Source organism: Flavobacterium sp. B167r, from assembly GCF_056824315.1.
In genome coordinates, this window is the sequence record NZ_CP124859.1 from 2,314,290 (window position 1) to 2,330,916 (window position 16,627).

Here is a 16,627-nt window from a genome sequence, read left to right on the forward strand (position 1 = left end):
CCGTTTTTACATTTAGCTATAAAACCAATCTCATTATGAAAGATTAATTTTCTATTTCTATAATTTGGGTCACCACATTATTTTTTACTTGATTTTTTTCATCAGGCTGACAGCCTCCAATTGCAATTTTAATCTTGCCTGAATACTGTTTTAAGCTTCCGTCTTCTGTTACAAAAGAGAGGTCTTCGGGAGAGAGATTAAAGCTGATAATGGTATTTTCGCCAGGCTTCAAGTTAAATCTTTCAAATCCTTTAAGGCTTTTTAATGGTGTTTTTATTGCCGAATTTTGATTAATCAAATACAGTTGTGCGACCTCTTCTCCCTCCATTTTTCCTGTATTTGTAACTTTAACGGCGATAGTGATTGGTTTTCCTTTCTTTATTTTAAGCGGAGCTTTTAGTCCACTGTATTTGAATTCACTATAACTTAAGCCATAGCCAAATCCATATAACGGAGTGCCTTCAAAGTAACGATAAGTCTTATTATCCATTTTATAATCAGTAAATGAAGGTAAATCAGCGTCGCTTTTGTAAAATGTAACAGGAAGTCTTCCTGCAGGATTATAATCTCCAAAAAGAACATCTGCAGAGGCTGTTCCAGCAGATTGTCCTCCATACCAAGTGTTGAGTATTGCTGGAATGTTTTCTGCCTCCCAAGGTATAGCTATTGCGCTGCCTGTCATCATAAGAAAAACTACTGATTTTCCGGAAGACTTTAGTGCTTTCAAAAGTTTAGTCTGTACTTCTGGGAGTAAAATAGAAGTACGGTCTCCGCCTTTAAAACCGGGCGCATCTACTGGCATTTCTTCTCCTTCAAGTTGAGGTGAAATACCACCTGCAAAAATAAAGGCATCTGCATTTTTATGGCGCTCGATTAAATTATTGAAGTCAGTTTTTGCAAAATTCCCTGTTTGCAAGGACACTTCCGCTTTTCCTTCTCCTTGCCAATATTCCAGCACTACTTTATAAACGGCATCTTTTTTGGTTTGCAATTTATATGTTTTTTCTCCCCAGCGGTTTTTCTTCCACGCATTTATAACTTCTTTTCCATCAATTATAAATCTGTAACCGTCATCTGCGAGAATTTCGAAAGTTATAAAACCATTTTCATCAGCTTTAAAATTAGTAGTGTAGCGTGCCGAAAAATGATTTGCTTTTATATTTTGAGCAACCATTTCGCCTTCCTGCCAGAAATTATTAATTTCAGATTCTGTTCTTACAGATTCAGGTTTGCCAGATAATGTGGCATTGTTAAAATATTCTGCCTTAAAACCTTGTTTTCCTTCGTAAGAATAGTGGTTCTTTAGATCTTTATAAACCAGTAAGGTATCATTAGTAAAATTGATTGCTTTTTCATAAACTACTTCAGTTTCGGGGCTTACTTTTTCTTTAATTCCCTGTAAAACCGTCGTTAATTTTGATGGGGTTCCGTTATAATTTCCAAGTATCGAAATTGAATTATCAGCGTTTGGCCCCAATACAACAATCTTTTTCAGTTTTTTGCTCAATGGCAGCGTGTTTTTATCGTTTTTAAGTAATACAATAGATTGTCTGGCCATTTTCAAAGCATGATTTTTGTGTGCGCCAGATTCTAGAACCGAATAAGGGGTTTGTGCATATTTGACCATTGAAACAGGATCAAACATTCCCAGTCTGAAGCGGATCATGAAAAGACGCTTTACAGAAACATTAATTTGTTCTTCAGTAATTTTTCCGTTTTTAACAGCGGCCACAAGAGATTTGTAGGCATCAGTTCCGCAATCTATATCCGTTCCATGATAAACAGCATCTGCAGATGCCGATTCTGCATCAGGATGTGTCTTATGGTTTTTAAAAAAATCATCTATGGCCCAGCAGTCGGAAGTGACATATCCGTTAAATTTCCATTGTTTTCTCAGGACATCATTCATTAAGATATCGCTGGCACAGCAAGGTTGAGTTCTAAATGCATTGTATGCACACATAACCCCTGCAACGTTAGAACTTGTTACTAATTTTTTAAAAGCGGGAAGGTAAGTATCCCACAATTCGTATGGTGTAACATCAACGTCAAAAGTGTGGCGTAAAGATTCTGGTCCGCTATGAACGGCATAGTGTTTTGCACAGGCTGCCGCTTTTAAATATTTAGGATCGTCACCTTGAAGGCCTCTTACAAAAGCATCACCTAAAACCGCTGTAAGATATGGATCTTCGCCATACGTTTCCTGTCCGCGTCCCCATCTTGGATCTCGAAAAATATTAATATTTGGAGTCCAGTAAGTAAGTCCAAGATAACGTTCATTTGTTCTATTGAGCTCCACAGCCTTATTGTAAATTGCCCTGCCTTCTAGAGCAGAATAATCGGCCATTTTAAAAAGCGAATTTTTATCAAAAGTTGCGGCCATTGCAATGGCTTGTGGAAAAACTGTTGTTTTAAACGGGGTTCTTGCTACGCCATGTAAAGTTTCATTCCACCAGTCATAAGCAGGAATTCCAAGGCGGGGTATTGCGGGCGCAGTGTTTAACATTTGCGCTACTTTTTCTTCTAATGTTAATTGGCTGACTAGATTTTCTACACGTTCTTCAAAAGTGAGATCAGTATTCTGGAATGGATGTTTTGGCGTTTTATTTTGTGCTAAAGACCAAAATGAGATTAGAATTAGAATTGAATATTTTAATTTCATAACAATGATTTTTATTTGATTTCCAAATTTATAACTGCTTGTAAAAAACAATACAACCGATTGCGTAAAGAAAAGAAAAATATATGTTATTTGAATAATTAATCATAAAAAAATAATTCCCGCATTGATTTATTTGTTGTTTTTTATAATAAAAATTATTATTTATGTTGTTAACTTGTAGATTTTATGCATAATTGAAAAAGAATATCGATAATTGCATTTTGTCAGTTTTTAAAAATATAATATTTACACCTAATTAATAAGTAATGGAAGAACATAGACCTGTAACTATTTATGATATTGCGGAGAGACTTAATCTAGCTACATCTACTATTTCAAGAGCATTGAAAGACCACCATAGTCTTAGTGACAAAACCATTAAAAAAGTTAAAAAAACCGCTGAGGAAATGGGGTTTGTTCCAAATACTTTGGCAGCAGGATTAAGAGGAAATAAATCTAAAACAATTGGTGTTTTAATTCCGACTATAGCGCAGCCTTTTTTATCATCATTAATTAGCGGCATTGAGGTAGCGTCTAGAAAATCAAACTTTTCTGTTATTATTATGCAGTCGCATGATTCATATGCGGAAGAAGTTAAAATGGCTAAATCGCTTTATAGCAGTAGAGTAAGTGGTGTTGTTTGTTCGCTTGCAATGGAGACAAAAGACACTTCTCATTTTGAACAGTTTTTAAATAATAATATTCCTGTCGTATTTGTTGACCGTGTTCCGAAGGGTTTTAATGCATTTAGAGTTGTAATTGATAATTATACTGCAGCTTATAAAGCCACGAAACATCTTATCGATCAAGGGTGCAAGAGAATCGCACACATGACTGCTGGTGCTGAGTTTGGTAATCTTTATAATGAGAGAAAAAGAGGTTATCTTGATGCTTTAGCAGAGCATGGCCTGCCCTTAAAAGAAGAATTGATTATAAATATGAAAGCCATGACATATGACGATGGTGTTGAAGCTAGCCGTAAGTTGTTTGACTTAAAAATGCCGCCGGATGGACTTTTTGCGCCTGGGGATATTCTTGCGGTTAGTGCTGTGCAGACAGCAAAAAAGAGAGGTATTAAAGTGCCTCAGGATTTTGCCGTAATTGGTTTTAATAATGACCCTATTTCAGAAATAATTGAACCCAATATTTCAACAATTACACATCCTGCTGAGAAAATGGGAAAAGCTGCTGCAAACATTGTTATTGACAATATAGGGTCTTCGAAAGATGAAGAAGTAAAAGAAATAACTTTTCTTAATACAGAAGTTCTGGTTCGTGAATCATCAAAAAAGATTTAAATTTCTTGTCCTTTAAAAAAACTGCTCTTGCATTTAATGTAAGAGCAATTTTTTGTAGACTCATTTCCAAACTTAGGAATTATACAGAAAAATACAAGTTTTGATTAATAGTAATACAATCGGTTGTTGTTTTTAAGTATGCTTAAATTAAGTAAGTTAAATTTGCATAATATGTTTTTTTATATAACTTTACACAACCGATTGTTTTTAGAATTAATAAAAACCTTCTAAATCATCATGATGATGCTCTAGTAATGATGATTTATTGATTTTAAAGTATTTTATTTCTATGAAAAAAGAAGCTTCAGAAGAGAGAATGTGCCGTAATTCATGTCTTGAAAATAAGATAGAAATAAGCTGTGTAATATTCTGTTTTGAGGAAAGAAAGCTAAAAGTTTTGCTAGCTAAAAATGATAGCGAGGCCAGGGAGTTTAAATGGAAATTGCCTAATGCTAGCTTAGAAGCTGTACCAATGTGGCAAACTGCGCAAGAAATACTGGAGAAGTATATTCCTTCAGATGATTTCTTCTTAGATCAATTAAAAGCATATGATAATCGTTCTTCATTATCATCAGAAAATATCTCAATTGTATATTATGCAATGATAAGGAAAAAAAAAGCGGTCGAGAATGAAGAGCCAAATTCAGATATAATTTGGCTTGAAACCGATAATATAGCCCATTTATGTGAGAAAGATATGGTGATGCTAGATTTTAGCCTTAAAGAGCTGAAAAAGAATATTTGCTGCAGTGCTGTAGGTTTTAATCTTTTAGGAGAAAAATTTACTTTACTTCAAGTTGTCCAGTTGTATGAGGAAATTTTAGGGATTAAAATAAATAAGGTAAATTTCAGAAGAAAGATTTTGCAGAGAAGATTGGTTTATAGTTTAGATGAAAAGGAAGATGGAGTTTCTTATCGAGCTGCTAAATTTTACAGTTTAAATGTGCCAAAAAATGAAGTCAGCTGGAATGTAAAATTCAATTTTATTTTTGAGCATTAGTTTTAGATCAAAATTTCTCCCCAAATTTAATTATGATAGTTCAAGAACGTTTTACTCCAAATTTTACTTTCATTTTTTTTTTTTTTTGTGTGTGAATCATTTATTGAGCTTTTTCAAAAAATAAAAAACTTCATTCAATTTTTCTCTTGTCCTTAACTAAAACTCTATTTTCATCTTTTTCAATTATTTGAGCAATCGATTGTTTGAGGTTTTTTATCTAATTGAATTGACTGAATCTAAAAATATACTTTTTAAGTAGAAATTTTTTCTAAATCGTATAAATTGCTGCGACTCCCATGTTTTAAATTATTCATAAAAGTATAAATACCTCAATTTTATGTTTTATTTAAGAATCTTGAACAATCCTTTTATTATTCCTAAATATTACTACAACGTTTTAGTTGAATTTGCTGTATTTATAATATTATGTATTTAATTATATGATAAACATCTTTTTTTTGGTATTTTTTTTATTATTTGGCAAAAAATAAATTACACAACCGATTGTGTTTGAAATATATTTTTTTATATTTGTAATAAATAAACTTATAAGGTTGCATTTTTTAAAACCTATATAATGTTGAAAAAAGCTTACTAACAAACCAATTAATTATTAAATCAATTTTTATGACTAACCTCTTTAATGCAAGTAAACAAAGACATTTAAAATGCTTTTGTTTTTTTATGCTGCTGTTTGCGTTTTCATTTCAATCTAAAGCACAGACAACTGTAACTGGAACTGTAACCGATGACACTGGACCGATTCCTGGAGCTAACGTTAATTTAAAAGGAGCTAAAAACGGAGTGAGTACTAGTTTTGATGGTACTTATTCTATTAGTGTACCGGCCAACGGTGTTCTTATTTTTAGTTTCATCGGATTAAAAAGTAAAGAAGTGGCGGTAAACAGCCAGACAAATATTAATGTAAAGCTTGAAGAAGACGCCAATAATTTGAAAGAAGTTGTGGTAATCGGATACGGGACACAAGTTAAAGAAGCTGTTACAGGATCTGTTTCTTCTCTTGGCGGCAAGGAATTAAACGAAGTTCCTGCAGCCAATATTACTCAAGCACTTCAGGGCAGGCTTCCCGGAGTTGATCTGACCCAAACTTCTTCTAAGCCAGGAGCAGCAATGCAGATCAGAATACGAGGAACGAGATCGCTTACAGGAAGTAATGATCCGCTAGTAGTACTTGACGGAGTTCCTTTTGCAGGATCTATTGGAGATATAAATCCGTCTGATATTAAGTCGATAGATATTCTAAAAGATGCTTCAGCAACTGCAATTTACGGTTCACGAGGAGCAAATGGTGTGATTCTGGTAACTACTTTAAAAGGGCGTAAAAATCAGAAAGCAACATTTAATTACAATGGTTTCAGCGGAATCAAACAGGCATGGTCTAAATACCCTATGATGGACGGACAGAAGTTTGCGGCATTGCGTGATTATACTGGTCTTTATGTAGATGGTGTAGATGAATCTCGTAATACAAATACCGACTGGCAGAACCTTCTTTACGGTTCTGGAGAAATGATCAGTCATGATGTTAGTGTTTCTGGTGGAAGCGAAGGCGGAGCTTACAATGCAGGTTTGGGATATTATAAAGAGGAGTCTGTTCTTCCAGGTCAGAGCTATGAGCGTTTCAGTTTGAGAGCAGGTTTAGACCAGCAAATTAACAGGTCTATCCGTATGGGATTCAATACAAACAGTAATTACAGTATTACAAATGGGGATAACATAGGAACAGGAACTATTTTAGCAACTTCACCTCTTGCAAACCCTTATAATGCTGATGGAACCCTTAAAAGAACGGTAAGCATGGCTGCAGATGATCAGTGGGTATATACAAGAAAGTCTATTAAAAATTTAGGAGATGCGTATGTCAATTTAAATAGGGCTTTTAGTTCTTATAATAATATTTTTGCGGAAGTAAAAATTCCGGGTATTGACGGTTTAAAATACAGACTCAATACAGGTTTGAATTTCCGTACTTCTAATGCAGGATATTATGAAGGGCAAGGAGTCTTTGATGTAAATCCGACAACGCTTTCGAATGCCGCAATCACTAACGGTTGGTCTACGCAATGGCTTTTGGAAAACTTACTGACTTATGATAAGACTTTTGCTGAAAAGCACACTATCAATTTTGTTGGATTATATTCAAATGAACAATACACAGGACAGAGTTCAAGAGTGACAAGAAACGGTATTACTTCAGATGCTTTCCAGTTTTACAATTTAGGACAGAGTGAGGAAGAAGCGGTTATTAATCCAGCTGATCAGGATTATACGCAGTGGGGATTAACATCTTACATGGCAAGGTTAATGTATTCTTATGATGGACGTTATTTCATATCAGGAACAGTGCGTTCTGATGGTTCATCGAGACTTTCTCCAGGAAACAAATGGGTTACTTATCCAGCAGTTTCAGCAGGATGGACGCTTTCAAATGAGTCTTTTCTTAAAAACGTTAAACCAATTAATTTATTGAAACTGAGAGCCGGATATGGAGAAACTTCTAATCAGGCAGTAGATCCTTATAAAACTTTAGGAGCTTTAAGCACAAGACCATACAATTTTGGAAGCACAAATTCAACGGGTGTATATGTTACAGAACTACCAAATCCTGATTTAGGATGGGAATTCTCAACAACATGGAACTACGGACTGGATTTCGGATTATTCAACAACCGTTTATCTGGTACGGTTGAATATTATAAAACCAATACAAAGAATTTGCTTCAGCGCGTGGGACTTCCTCCAACTTCTGGTGTAAGCGGTTATGTTGCGAATGTTGGAGAAACAGAAAATAAAGGGTATGAAATATCATTAAACGGAGTTATTTTGGATAATCCTAATGGCCTGACTTGGAGTGTGGGGGTTAATTTCTACAAAAATGAAAACAAACTTGTGGCTTTAGCTTCTGGAGCTAGCCGTGACGAAGCCAATAACTGGTTTGTAGGATATAATATAAATTCTATTTACGATTACAAAAAAGTAGGAATCTGGCAGGAGGGAGATCCATATATGTCAATTTATGAGCCAGGCCCTACAGGCATTAACCAACAGGGAACAGTTGTCGGATCTATCAAAGTGAAATATACAGGAGAATATAACGCAGACGGTTCGCCAACACGCGCTATAAATGCAAGCGACCGCCAGATTATCGAAACGGATCCAGATTTTCAGGGAGGTTTCAATACCAATTTAACTTACAAAGGGTTTGATTTCAATATGGTAGGAGCATTTAAAAGTGGCGGAGTGTTAATTAGCACGCTTTATGGAGGAGCAAGTTACATGAACTTATTAAACGGAAGAAGAAGTAATGTCGATGTAGATTATTGGACTCCAGATAACAGAGATGGAGAATTTCCAAATCCGAGAGGAATCAGAAGCGGTGATAATCCTAAATACATGTCAACTATGGGATATTTTGATGCTTCTTATGTAAAAATCAGAGCGCTTACTTTTGGATACACTATTGATCAGAATTTTACAAGAAATTTAGGCATTGACAGATTACGATTGTATTTCACGGCACAGAATCCGTTTGTTTTATTCTCTCCATATCATGATAAATCGGGAATGGATCCTGAAACAAATTCAGTTGGAGACGAAAATCAGGCTGTTGCCTCTTATCAGAAAAGATTTTCTATTATCGGAACCAACACTCCTACGACCAGAAATTATTTATTTGGGCTTAACTTAACATTTTAATCAGACGCAGACATGAAAAGATATATTTTTAAAAACTTAATTATAGGGTCAGCGGTTTTATTCTCCTTAGCTGGCTGTTCTGATATATTAGAAGAAAAACCTCATGATTTCTACGAGCCAAGCTATTTTAAAACAGAACAAGGTGTTATACAAGGATTAACGTCGCATTATGCACACTTGCGCTGGATTTACGGTCAGGCTTATTTTTACAATTCTTGCCAGACTGGTACAGATGAGTCGACTTATGCACAGAGCGCAGATGGAAACTTTAAAGATCATGATTTATCTGGTGTAGGGATTATTAATCCTGCTTCAAGCCGTTCAGATGTTTTGTGGAATAATTCTTATTCAGATATTAATACAGCGAGCGGTATTATAGAAAATGGAGCAGCTGTAGGAATTGCAGCTAATCTAATCGCAGAATCTAAGTTTTTCAGAGGTTTTGATTACTTTTTATTGGTGCAGACATTCGGTGGCGTTCCTTTGGATTTAGGAGCTGGAGACTTAAAGTTTAACAGTAAGCCTTCAAGATCTTCTAAACGTAATACGGTTACAGAAGTATACACCAAAGCTGTTTTTCCAGATCTTCTGGCTGCAGTAAATGAGCTTCCTGATGCACCTCGTTTAACAGGTACGGTAACCAAAACGGTAGCACGTTTGTTTTTAGCGAAAGCGTACCTAACTTATGCATGGTGGCTTGAAAATCCTAATAATATTCCAACGTATCCAGAAACACCAAGAACAGATCCAGACGGACATGATTCGCAATGGTATTTTCAGAAAGCTTATGATTTAGCTGTAGAAGGAATAAATAATCCAGGTTCTTATGGACTGCTGGATTCTTACTATGATGTAAATTTAGGCTCAAACGACAGAAACAAAGAAGTAATGCTTTATGCCGACCATACAGAAACCAGTGAATATTACAACGGAGCAAGCCTTACCTATGGAGGCGGAGGCGGAGGTACTCCAGACAACTTTGCAGGATGGATGGTAACTTGGAATTATACGTCTATCAGAAGTAAAAACGGAACAACTGCGGTTTCTTCAGTTCAGAGAGAGGCAAATCAGTTTTTAGGTCGTCCATGGACAAGAATGGCACCGACTATCGAAGTGGTAAAAAATACCTTTGCTGATAAAACTAATGACTCAAGATACGATGGAACATTTGCAACAGTTTTTCGTGGCAACTGGAATCTGCTAGGTACTGGTCTTACAGGTGTGGCTACACTAACCAATGCTAATGGATTGACAATTAAACCTGGAGATGCCGTTTTGACATTTCTTGATGAAGAGCCAGCAACACCAATAGAATATCCTTCAGGACAGGGAGACAGCGGAGTTGGAGCTGGGGTTCTGCCAGGAAGAGCTGACTATGTGATATCTCCGAACGGGATTAGCAGAATTGTATATCCAGGTTTTTGGAAATTAGGTCCATACAGAACAGATAATGCGGGCGGACTTGGGCAGCCTAATGCAGGAAGCACAAGACCGTTTCCAGTAGCAAAATTCTCTGAACTGTATCTTGTTGCTGCAGAAGCAGCGGTAAAAGGCGCTACAGGGACTTTAAGTGCAAGATCTCTTGTAAATGTGCTAAGAGCTAGAGCTGGAAAATGGAAATGGGACAATAATGGTAATACCGCTAAAATACAGGATAATAGTGCTGCAATGACAAGTGCAACTCCAGCAATAATTGATATTAATTACATTCTTGCAGAACGCTCACGTGAATTTTTTGGAGAAGGATACCGCTGGTATGATTTAGTACGAACTCAAAAATGGAATGAGCTGGCAGGTAAATATTCTATTGGAGGATCTAATTACGGACAGCATACGCCTGAAGTAGTGACTAGAACAATTGATCCGCATCATTATCTAAGACCGATTCCGCAAGGGCAGATGGACGGAATGGAAATGTCGGCAGAGGAAAAAAAGGCTTATCAGAATCCAGGATATTAATTTTTTTTTAAACTAACATTCGTAATAGTGTTAATCTTACAAATGACTTCTATTAAGATTTAAGTTAGTTTGGTTAGAGCCGAGAGTATTGCTCTCGGCTTTTTAATATATTTTTAAAATAACGATATAATGAACAAGAAAAAGATATTTTTATTAATGGCATCTTTGATGTTAAGTATTGTGCATTTACAAGCCCAAGAAAATAATCCGAAAAAGAAAAGCGGGAAGGCTCCAATTTTTTCGAACGTTTTATACAAAGGAGAAGATGAGATTTATACAAACAATCCATTAAAAGAAAACGAATTTTATTCACCGATTCTTCAGGGATGTTATCCTGATCCCGCAATTACCAGAAAAGGGGACGATTATTATATGGTGTGCTCTTCATTTGCGATGTTTCCAGGAGTTCCAATTTTTCATTCTAAAGATTTAGTAAACTGGACTGACCTAGGAGGAGTGCTGAATAATGTTTCAGAATTTAACCCTCATGACACAGGTATTAGTGCAGGAGTTTATGCACCTGGAATTACCTATAACCCTCATAATGATACTTTCTATATGATTGTAACTGCATTTACTGGGAACATGGGAAATATTATTGTGAAGACTAAAGACCCGAAAAAAGGATGGGGAAGCCCAATTAAATTAGCTTTTAACGGAATCGATCCTTCTATTTTCTTTGATGATAATGGAAAAGGTTATGTCGTACACAATGATGCTCCTGATAAAGGAAAAGAATTATACACCGGACATCGTGTGATCAAGGTATGGGAATATGATTTAGAAAAAGATCAGGTAATTCCCGGTACAGATAAAATTATAGTGGATGGCGGTGTTGATCTTTCTAAAAAACCAATATGGATAGAAGCTCCTCATTTGTATAAAAAAGACAATCATTATTATTTGATGTGCGCCGAAGGTGGTACAGGAGGAAACCATAGCGAGGTTGTTTTTATTAGTGATAATCCAAAAGGGCCTTTTAAACCATCATCTAATAATCCGATTTTGACTCAAAGATATTTTCCTCAAAACAGACCAAATAAGGTAGATTGGGCAGGGCATGCCGATTTGGTACTTGGACCAGATAATAAATATTATGGTGTGTTTTTAGGAATTCGTCCAAATGAAAAAGACAGAGTAAATGCTGGACGTGAAACTTTTATACTTCCTGTAGACTGGTCAGGTACTTTTCCTGTTTTTGAAAACGGACTGGTGCCAATGGGACCAAAATTAAAAATGCCAGGCGGTGTGGCAAACAAAACGGGAAAAGATGGTTTTTTTCCTAATGGCAATTTTACTTTCACAGAAAATTTTACTTCAGAAAAATTAGATTACAGATGGATCGGGCTTAGAGGGCCTAGAGAAAAATTCATTTCTGTTGTAAAAAAAGGTTTGCAGATTAATCCGTTTTCGGTAAATATCAAAGAAATGAAACCAACGTCTACCTTATTTTACAGACAGCAGCACAATACTTTTTCTTTTTCGACATCATTAGAATACAAACCAAAATCTGAGAAAGATTTGGCAGGAATTGTATGCTTGCAGAACGAACATTTTAATTATGTTTTTGGAATAACGAAAAAAGGAAAAGACACTTATATATTGTTAGAAAGAACAGAAGATGGAAAATCAGAAATTATTTCAAGTGCAAAAATAGAAATCAAAGGGGCATTAAGTCTTCAAGTAAAAGCTGTTGGAGATAATTATCAGTTTAGTTATGCTTTAAACGGAGGTAATTTTGAAAATTTAGGAATTCCAGTTTCAGGAGATATTCTTTCGACAAATGTAGCTGGTGGATTCACGGGAGCATTGATAGGTCTTTATGCGACAGCATCTAATAATTCAAATGTGAATAGTATTAGCCAATAAAGAAGTACTTTATTAATGTGCTTTTAAATAGAATTAAATGTTTTAAATTTTAAAGGGAATATGAAAAGATATTTAAAATATACACTGATTTTACCACTTTTTATTTTAATAATAGAATGTAAAACCAATCAGACATTAGTAAATTCTTCTGCAAAAGCCACTCCTGAAAACTGGGTAGGATCTTGGGCCTGCGCGCAAATGCTTGTAGAGCCGAACAATATGCCTCCCGCTCCGGGTTTGTCCCAAAATACACTTCGACAAATTGTAAAAGTTTCAATAGGAGGAGAAAATATTCGGCTGCGTTTTTCAAATTTATTTAGTGATCAGCCTACAGTTTTAAAAAAGGTCAGCATCGCCAATGTACTTGAAGCTCCTGCAATTGATAAAAAGACGCAAAAAAATCTCAGTTTTAAAGGAAATCAAGAAATAACATTAAATCCAGGAGAAGAAGTATTTTCAGATGAGGTAAATTTTCAATTGCAGCAAGGTCAATTGCTCGCGATTACGATTTATTATGGAACTGCATCAGAAAAAACATCTGGACATCCTGGCTCAAGAACAACATCATATATTTTGTCCGGCGATCATCTTAACAATAACATTTTTTCGGGTGCTATAAAAACAGATCATTGGTACACCATTATGGGACTAGATGTTGTGGCATCAAAAAACACCTCCAATATTATCTGTCTAGGAAACTCAATTACAGATGGACGCGGCTCTGGAACAAACAAGCAAAACCGTTGGACAGATATTTTGGCAGCTCGGCTTGCTGGAGATAAAACAACCAAAAATATTGGAGTTTTGAATTTAGGTATAGGAGGAAATTGTGTTGTAAAAGGCGGACTAGGCCCTACTGCATTAGAACGTTTTGATCGTGATGTGCTATCACAATCAGGAACAAAATGGCTCGTAATTTTAGAAGGAATAAATGATATCGGAGGGGTTAAACGACCAGAAGATGCTCCTGCAAAAGCACAGGAAATTATAGAAGTTTATAAAATTATGATAGAAAAAGCACACGCAAAAGGCATAAAAGTTTATGGCTGTACGATTCTGCCTTTTCAAAAATCATTTTATGATGCCCCTTTTAAACAAGAAGCAAGAGCTATTGTAAATGCATGGATTCGAAATAACAATTTTGATGCAGTAATAGATTTTGATAAAGAAATGTCTTCAAAGGAAAATCCTAAAACCATTTTATCAAATATGCATGATGGTGATTTTTTGCATCCTAATGAATTAGGCTATCAGAGAATGGGGGAAATAATAGAATTAAATTTATTTAAATAAAATAGAATTTCATTTTGGAAGTATTCTAACTTCTATTAGTAAAAAGATATAGTGTCCAGTTGTTCTGGCAGTAAAATAATTTAAAAGATATCATGAAATCAATAATTAAATTTTTCTCACTAGCTGTTCTTTTTTTTGCAGCACAGGATGGATATTCTCAAGATCCAAATTTTCATGTTTATTTAAGTTTTGGGCAATCCAATATGGAAGGCGCCGCGCCAATTGAAGCAGAAGATAAAATAAATATCGATCCTCGTTTTCAGGTTTTGGAAGCAGTAAATTGTCCGGATCTGAATCGGGAAATGGGGAAATGGTACACGGCAATACCACCCTTATGCCGATGTAAAACCGGATTATCACCGACAGATTATTTTGGAAGAACAATGGTTGCCAGTCTTCCCAAAAACATAAAAGTGGGTGTGGTAAATGTTGCTATAGGAGGCTGTAAAATTGAACTTTTTGATAAAGATAATTTTGAAAATTATATGAAAACAGCACCAGATTGGATGCTGGGAATGATCAAAGAATATAATGGCAGTCCATACGCAAGATTGGTGGAAATGGCAAAAATTGCACAAAAGAAAGGCGTTATAAAAGGCATTTTACTGCATCAGGGAGAATCGAACACAGGCGATACGTTATGGCCAAAAAAGGTCAAAATAGTATATGATAACCTTATGAAAGATTTGAATTTGGATCCTAAAAAAGTACCGCTGCTTTCTGGAGAAACTGTTCATGAAGACCAAAACGGCAAATGTGCCAGCATGAATAAAATCATTGCAACGTTGCCAAAAACCATTCCGACTGCTTATGTAATTTCTTCAAAAGGCTGTGCAGTTGCTTCAGATTTACTGCATTTTAATGCGGCAGGATACAGACAATTAGGAATGCGTTACGCCGAAAAAATGCTTTCACTTTTAGGCTATAAATCAAATAACCCAAATGATCCTTTTATAGTTCAGGCACCAATCGGATTTGACCAATTGAATACCGCAGTTCCAGCTGGAAAAGTGGAAACGGTTAGTTATAATTCGAAAACTATTGGAACCATTAGAAGAGCTACTATTTACACACCGCCGAGTTTCAATAAAAGCAAAAAATATTCGGTTTTATATCTTTTGCACGGAATTGGCGGTGATGAAAAAGAATGGCTTAACGGAGGAACTCCCCAGATTATATTGGACAATCTTTATGCAGAAGGAAAATTAGAACCTATGATTGTGGTCATGCCAAACGGTAGAGCAATGAAAGATGATAGCGCTTCTGGAAATATAATGGCGCCAGATAAAGTACAAGCATTTGCAGATTTTGAAAAGGATTTATTGAAGGATTTAATTCCTTTTATCGAAAAAAAATATCCTGTTTTTAAAGACAGAGAACATCGTGCCATCGCAGGTTTATCTATGGGAGGCGGACAATCTCTAAATTTCGGATTAACAAACTTGGATAAATTTGCTTGGATTGGTGGATTTTCATCAGCACCAAATACAAAGAAAATGGAAGAATTAGTACCCAATCCAGAAGAAACAAAAAAGAAACTGAAATTGCTTTGGATTTCCTGCGGAGATAATGACTGGTTGCTTGAAAATAGCAGACGAACACACGATTACTTATTTAAAAATAATGTGCCGCATATTTATTATATCGAGCCAGGGGTTCATGATTTTAAAGTCTGGAAAAACAGTTTGTATATGTTTTCGCAACTATTGTTTAAACCTATTGATGAATCAAGTTTTGCAAAATACACGGTTTTAGGAAGCATAGCCCAAACGAACATTCGCAATGCCAAATATCCTCAAATATTGCCAGATAATAGAGTGATTTTTAAAGTTAACGCGCCAGAAGCATCGAAAGTACAGATAGATTTGGGACGAAAATACGATATGCAGAAAGATGCGCAAGGAGTATGGAATGTTACAACTGATGTAATAAATGGAGGATTTAATTATTACTCACTCCTAATTGACGGCGTAGCAGTGGCAGACCCTTCAAGTGAAACCTTTTATGGTATGGGCCGTATGGCAAGCGGAATTGAAATTCCGAAAAAAGATGGTGATTTTTACGAATTGAAAACAGTTCCGCATGGTGAGGTAAGAAGAATGAATTACTATTCTAAAGGAACCAATTCATGGCGCGAAATGTATGTGTACACACCGCCGGGTTACGAAACTTCAACTGAGAAATTTCCTGTTTTATACCTCTTGCATGGAGGTGGGGAAGACCAGCGAGGATGGAGCAATCAAGGAAAAACAAACTTAATTCTAGATAATTTAATTGCAGAAAATAAAGCGAAAAAAATGGTTATCGTAATGCTTGACGGCAATATGGCAAGTACAGGAGGTATTGCAGGTTTTAGTGAAGAAACCTTAAAAGCATTTGAAAATGAATTAAAAAATGGAGCAATTCCTTATGTCGAAAGCAATTTTAAAGTAGCAACAGACAGTAAAAACAGAGCTTTAGCAGGTTTATCAATGGGAGGTTTACAGACACTTTATGCCGGAATTAAAAATTCGAATATGTTTTCAAGTCTGGGTGTCTTTAGTTCAGGCTGGTGGGCAAACAACCCAAAATTAGCAGAACCTCAATATGAATTTATGAAAAACAATGCACAGACTATTAATGCAAACCTGAAAACTTTTTGGATTTCGATGGGAGGAAAGGAAGATATAGCATACGAAAACTGTAAAATAATGATGAAAAAGTTCGATCAATTGGGCATTAAATATAATTACAGTGAATATTCTGGAGGACACAGCTGGCCAGTATGGAGACATGATTTATTTCTTTACTCTCAATTATTGTTTAAATAATAAAGTTTAGCTAATTGAT

At 35.5% G+C, this 16,627-nt stretch carries 8 protein-coding genes; 7 read left to right on the forward strand and 1 reads right to left on the reverse strand.

Going from position 1 to position 16,627, the window contains the following annotated elements; all coding sequences use genetic code 11:
* Positions 1 to 43 precede the first annotated feature (43 nt).
* Positions 44 to 2,662 (reverse strand): glycoside hydrolase family 3 C-terminal domain-containing protein, encoded by a 2,619-nt coding sequence (locus tag QLQ96_RS10340; protein ID WP_482496584.1) that lies wholly within the window; start codon positions 2,660 to 2,662, stop codon positions 44 to 46.
* 266 nt (positions 2,663 to 2,928) lie between these two features.
* Between QLQ96_RS10340 and QLQ96_RS10345 the strand changes: the two genes are divergently transcribed.
* The 7 genes from QLQ96_RS10345 (at position 2,929) to QLQ96_RS10375 (ending at position 16,608) form a co-directional block, all read left to right on the forward strand.
* Positions 2,929 to 3,960, forward strand: a complete 1,032-nt coding sequence (locus QLQ96_RS10345) for a LacI family DNA-binding transcriptional regulator (RefSeq protein WP_482496585.1) — start codon at positions 2,929 to 2,931, stop codon at positions 3,958 to 3,960.
* Positions 3,961 to 4,249: 289 nt separating this feature from the next.
* Entirely contained in the window at positions 4,250 to 4,960 is a 711-nt protein-coding gene (locus tag QLQ96_RS10350; protein WP_482496586.1) for an NrtR DNA-binding winged helix domain-containing protein, read from the forward strand.
* A 627-nt stretch (positions 4,961 to 5,587) separates the two neighbouring features.
* Complete coding sequence (locus QLQ96_RS10355) at positions 5,588 to 8,677, forward strand: SusC/RagA family TonB-linked outer membrane protein (protein WP_482496587.1); 3,090 nt, start codon at positions 5,588 to 5,590, stop codon at positions 8,675 to 8,677.
* Between the two features lie 12 nt (positions 8,678 to 8,689).
* The gene (locus QLQ96_RS10360; protein ID WP_482496588.1) at positions 8,690 to 10,636 is read left to right on the forward strand and encodes a RagB/SusD family nutrient uptake outer membrane protein; all 1,947 of its coding nucleotides are present in this window, start codon (positions 8,690 to 8,692) and stop codon (positions 10,634 to 10,636) included.
* A gap of 129 nt (positions 10,637 to 10,765) precedes the next feature.
* The gene (locus tag QLQ96_RS10365; RefSeq protein ID WP_482496589.1) at positions 10,766 to 12,505 is read left to right on the forward strand and encodes a glycoside hydrolase family 43 protein; all 1,740 of its coding nucleotides are present in this window, start codon (positions 10,766 to 10,768) and stop codon (positions 12,503 to 12,505) included.
* Between the two features lie 60 nt (positions 12,506 to 12,565).
* Positions 12,566 to 13,798, forward strand: coding sequence for an SGNH/GDSL hydrolase family protein (locus tag QLQ96_RS10370; protein ID WP_482496590.1), 1,233 nt, complete (start codon positions 12,566 to 12,568; stop codon positions 13,796 to 13,798).
* Between the two features lie 92 nt (positions 13,799 to 13,890).
* Positions 13,891 to 16,608 (forward strand): alpha/beta hydrolase-fold protein, encoded by a 2,718-nt coding sequence (locus tag QLQ96_RS10375; protein WP_482496591.1) that lies wholly within the window; start codon positions 13,891 to 13,893, stop codon positions 16,606 to 16,608.
* Positions 16,609 to 16,627 lie beyond the last annotated feature (19 nt).

Bases quoted from the DNA above. Each gene is read 5' to 3' on its own strand.
- QLQ96_RS10340 (WP_482496584.1), bottom strand. From the start codon at position 2,662: ATGAAATTAAAATATTCAATTCTAATTCTAATCTCATTTTGGTCTTTA.
- QLQ96_RS10345 (WP_482496585.1), top strand. From the start codon at position 2,929: ATGGAAGAACATAGACCTGTAACTATTTATGATATTGCGGAGAGACTT.
- QLQ96_RS10350 (WP_482496586.1), top strand. From the start codon at position 4,250: ATGAAAAAAGAAGCTTCAGAAGAGAGAATGTGCCGTAATTCATGTCTT.
- QLQ96_RS10355 (WP_482496587.1), top strand. From the start codon at position 5,588: ATGACTAACCTCTTTAATGCAAGTAAACAAAGACATTTAAAATGCTTT.
- QLQ96_RS10360 (WP_482496588.1), top strand. From the start codon at position 8,690: ATGAAAAGATATATTTTTAAAAACTTAATTATAGGGTCAGCGGTTTTA.
- QLQ96_RS10365 (WP_482496589.1), top strand. From the start codon at position 10,766: ATGAACAAGAAAAAGATATTTTTATTAATGGCATCTTTGATGTTAAGT.
- QLQ96_RS10370 (WP_482496590.1), top strand. From the start codon at position 12,566: ATGAAAAGATATTTAAAATATACACTGATTTTACCACTTTTTATTTTA.
- QLQ96_RS10375 (WP_482496591.1), top strand. From the start codon at position 13,891: ATGAAATCAATAATTAAATTTTTCTCACTAGCTGTTCTTTTTTTTGCA.